5 protein-coding genes are annotated in these 3,519 nt (G+C 63.5%); 4 read left to right on the top strand and 1 reads right to left on the bottom strand.

Annotated elements, in window-relative coordinates:
- The first annotated feature begins 411 nt into the window (after nt 1-411).
- Nucleotides 412-1,683 carry an IPT/TIG domain-containing protein gene (locus tag ACX4ZE_RS22535; RefSeq protein ID WP_480275465.1) on the top strand — a complete coding sequence of 424 codons (1,272 nt, stop codon included), beginning with the start codon at nt 412-414 and terminating at the stop codon, nt 1,681-1,683.
- A 207-nt stretch (nt 1,684-1,890) separates the two neighbouring features.
- Here ACX4ZE_RS22535 and ACX4ZE_RS22530 read toward each other — a convergent pair whose 3' ends face one another.
- Complete coding sequence (locus ACX4ZE_RS22530; RefSeq protein WP_480275464.1) at nt 1,891-2,415, bottom strand: hypothetical protein; 525 nt, start codon at nt 2,413-2,415, stop codon at nt 1,891-1,893.
- Between the two features lie 147 nt (nt 2,416-2,562).
- Here ACX4ZE_RS22530 and ACX4ZE_RS22525 point away from each other — a divergent pair, with 147 nt between their 5' ends.
- From ACX4ZE_RS22525 to ACX4ZE_RS22515, 3 genes are all read left to right on the top strand, one after another.
- A complete protein-coding gene (locus ACX4ZE_RS22525; RefSeq protein ID WP_480275463.1) occupies nt 2,563-2,937 on the top strand; it encodes a hypothetical protein in 375 nt (124 codons plus the stop codon).
- Nucleotides 2,938-3,003: 66 nt separating this feature from the next.
- Nucleotides 3,004-3,222 carry a recombinase family protein gene (locus tag ACX4ZE_RS22520; RefSeq protein ID WP_480275462.1) on the top strand — a complete coding sequence of 73 codons (219 nt, stop codon included), beginning with the start codon at nt 3,004-3,006 and terminating at the stop codon, nt 3,220-3,222.
- Nucleotides 3,223-3,268: 46 nt separating this feature from the next.
- The coding region (locus tag ACX4ZE_RS22515; protein WP_480275461.1) for a transposase at nt 3,269-3,519 on the top strand (251 nt) is incomplete at its 3' end.

The following is a 3,519-nucleotide window of genomic DNA, read 5'->3' as shown; positions in this document are numbered from 1 at the left end:
TCGGTTTCCACCAGATCTTGATTCCCGGAGATAGAGGTGGCTTCGGTGCGTAGGTAGCTGTACCCAACCAGACACCGATTTGGTCCGGATATCGGGTGCTGGTAAGCATCGTGGTGGAGAGTGCTGGTGATGACGACGGCGCCGCAGGAGGTTCGACGACGGCGCCGGGTATCTGGTCACACACTGTCCAGACCCCGATACCCGTTGCCGGGCAATCACTGACTGCTCATGGGGCCGTACGGTCGAAGTTCCGGGTCCGAGACGGAGAACCGGACCGGAGATTGTTGCGGAACCGCCGTCAGAGATTCATTGCGAAACCGCTACTGCCAGTGGGTTACTGGATACAACGGTGTGACGATCACCTCGACATCCGTTGCAGAATAACCCCTTTTCCCGCTGGGAGGCTCAACGATGGCGCCGGTGCTCACCGCGCTCAACCCCAGCTCCGGTCCCGAATCCGGTGGCAACACGGTACAGATCTTCGGCAGCGGATTCGCCGGCGCCGGACCGCTTACGGTGCGGTTCGGGGCGACGGCGACCACCTTCACCATCGTCTCCGACACCCAGATCGACGCCATCGCCCCACCCGGCACCGGCACCGTCGAGGTCACCGTCGCAGCCCTGCTGAACGGCACCAGCAACCCACTGCCCTACACCTACGACGGCGCAGGCCTGCTGTTCTTCACTGACGGCGACATCCCCGGCAATGTGTACTCGGTGCCGCAAACCGGCGGTACACCGACCCTGCTGGCGACCGGCCTGGGTGGTTCCGCAGGTCTCGTTCGGATCGGCAACCTCCTCTACATCAGCGAATTCGCGGCCAATCAGGTGTCGACGGTGCCGACAACCGGTGGCACGCCGACTCCCTTGGTGACCGGTCTTTCGGGCCCTACGGATATCACCGTCTCCGGCAGTACCCTGTTCATCGCCAACCGGGGCACCCTTCAGGTGGTGTCGTCGCCGATCACCGGCACCGCCACCCCCACCGTGGTCGCCACCAGCCCCACCGGCGTCTTCGGGATCACCGATGGAGTGTCGACCCAATCGGGGCTCACGCCGATCGCGGCGACCCTGCTGGCCCCACCCGTGCTCACCGCGCTCAACCCGATTTCCGGTCCCGAATCCGGTGGCAACACGGTGGAGATCTTCGGCAGCGGGTTCAGCGGCCCGTTGACCGTGCGGTTCGGGGCGACGGCGACCACGTTCACCATCGTCACCGACACCCAGATCAACGCCATCGCCCCACCCGGCACCGGCACCGTCGGTGTCACCGTCACCTCGGTGGACGGCACCAGCAACGCGCTGCCCTACACCTACGGCGGCCTACTGTTCTTCACCGATGGTGTCGACCCCGGCAGTGTGTATTCGGTGCCGCAGACCGGGGGCACACCGACCCTGCTGGCGACCGGCCTGGACGCTCCCGTAGGTCTCGTCCGGGTCGGTAACCTCCTCTACATCGTAGAGAACACCGGCGCTCAGGTGTCGACGGTGCCGGTCACCGGTGGTACACCGACCTCCCTGGTGACCGGACTGCTGGCCCCTGTGGATATCACTGCCTCCGGCAGCACCCTGTTCATCACCAACAGGGGCACCCTTCAGGTGGTGTCGGCACCGATCACCGGTACCGCCACCCCTACCGTGGTCGCCACCAGCCCCACCGACGTCTTCGGGATCACGATTTGAGCGAAGGCCCCGACCGTCGTGTCGGATGTCGTTTTGGGGTTTACCCCAGATGCACATCGCAGGGGCGGAGCTGGGGCACTTTGGTTCTCGAAAGCAGGGGTTCCGGTCAGGTGGCGGTGTATCGCCAACCCCCGAAGGGCCGACGTTGCCGTGTAAGAGATAACCCGTGAGTTCCTTGAGGGTTATCTCTTATTTCGAGGACGGCCACTACGCCGGTACGGTCAGCGACCGTATGATCGACCGCACATTCTGGAGATTGCGGCCGTAGTCGACGATCGTGGTCGGAAGGCGCGGACGACTGGAGACCCCCACCATGCTGCCGTCGGGCCGCTCCGTCACCACCACCTGCAGGTTCTCGCCCCAGCTCATCCACGACACCTTCGTGCGCGCGGTGAGTACACCAGCGGCGGGATCGCGCTGCGTGATGGTCGCCGGTACCTCGGCCAGGGCCTGTTCGGCCACAGCGAAGGCCTCCTCGGCGGGCCGTTCCACCTCGATCGAAACATGCTGGCGCACAGCGGATCCGAGCTCGTGGCCGGTGCCATCGCGCCGTGCCCGCATAATGGACAACCCAGTGATGACCGCACCGAACAGCAGCCCGCAGATCAATCCGCCGATCACCACACCCCACACGGAGCCGGAGGTCAATCCCAGGTAGAGCGCCATGACAATGCCGAAAAACAGGCCGTTGCGCAGAAATATCCGAGTTGCCCCGCGCCAGAGAGGACTCATGGTAGGCATCCTACTGAACTCCAGGATTACCGGGCCAAAACAGCTGTCACACAGATTTATTCAGCATTGTGTCGGGCGAGAATGCGATGATGGACTGTGCGTCAGCGGGATACTGGGGCGTAAGGACTGTTCCAGGGGGTGTTCTGGATGACGTCGACCGATCTGCCGCGCCACTATCATGAGTGGACTGATCAGGACTACCGCATCCTTGTGGCTGGGTGTTTGGTCGGGCTGACGGATGTGGAAGTGGCCAAAGGCGTGGGCCGGACTCTGTCTGCGGTGCAGCTTCGCGCTCGCTACCTCATCGAGGGCGATAACAACTCACGGAAGAGGTGGCAGCGTCTACGGGAACGGCTTGCAGTCCAACCGGATTACGACTGGGAGTCAGTGGCGCGCAAGGTTCACGCGGACGAGCAACTCGCCTACTGGGACCACGCCGCCGACGAGCGACTCCGGCAAGTCTGGACACAGGCAGCTCCGCTGATGTCATGCCTCGACGGCGAGATAGGTGGTGTTCCGTAAGCTGACCGGTTACCGGAACGCCCTGAACGGCGAATCGCCGCCCAGCTCAACCCTGTTCCGTTCGGCTTGGACAACGCACTGGCGGCAGCCACAGCGGCAGCGGCCAAGAGCCGCCAAACGGTTCTGACCGTGACGAAATTCGATCGGTTCGCCCGCAACCTCGCCGAGGCCGTCGACATTCTGACCAGCCTGCGCGGGCAAGGTGTACTGTTCGGACTCGGCAGCCAGATCTACGATTGGGACGACCTATTCGGCAAGCTGTTCTTGCAGACATTGGGCATGTGAACCGTCCCGATTTTCCTGCCGCTTTTTCTCTGTGGAGGATGTGGGCTTGCCCAAGCGTTATCCGATCGAGCAGCGTGAGCGTGCGGTGAAGACGGTGGTGGACCGACTCGAGGGGTATCCGTCGGTCTACGCGGCTTGCCAAGTGCTCGCGCCGAAACTCGGTGTCCATGCCGAGACCCTGCGGGTCTGGGTGAGGCAGGCGCAGATCGATACCGGGAAAGTTCCCGATACGACGAGCGCGGAGCGGGCGCGGATCAAGGAACTCGAGCGTGAGGTGCGAGATCTTGAGGAGGCCAA

The sequence above is a fragment of the Nocardia sp. TBRC8007 genome (genome assembly GCF_056629435.1).
The sequence above is the reverse complement of the archived record's forward strand: the minus strand, read 5'-3'. Positions and strand labels throughout refer to the sequence as shown.

What these genes read in the sequence shown, in the direction of transcription:
- ACX4ZE_RS22535 (WP_480275465.1), top strand. Translation starts at nt 412, where the DNA reads ATGGCGCCGGTGCTCACCGCGCTCAACCCCAGCTCCGGTCCCGAATCC.
- ACX4ZE_RS22525 (WP_480275463.1), top strand. Translation starts at nt 2,563, where the DNA reads ATGACGTCGACCGATCTGCCGCGCCACTATCATGAGTGGACTGATCAG.
- ACX4ZE_RS22530 (WP_480275464.1), bottom strand. Translation starts at nt 2,415, where the DNA reads ATGAGTCCTCTCTGGCGCGGGGCAACTCGGATATTTCTGCGCAACGGC.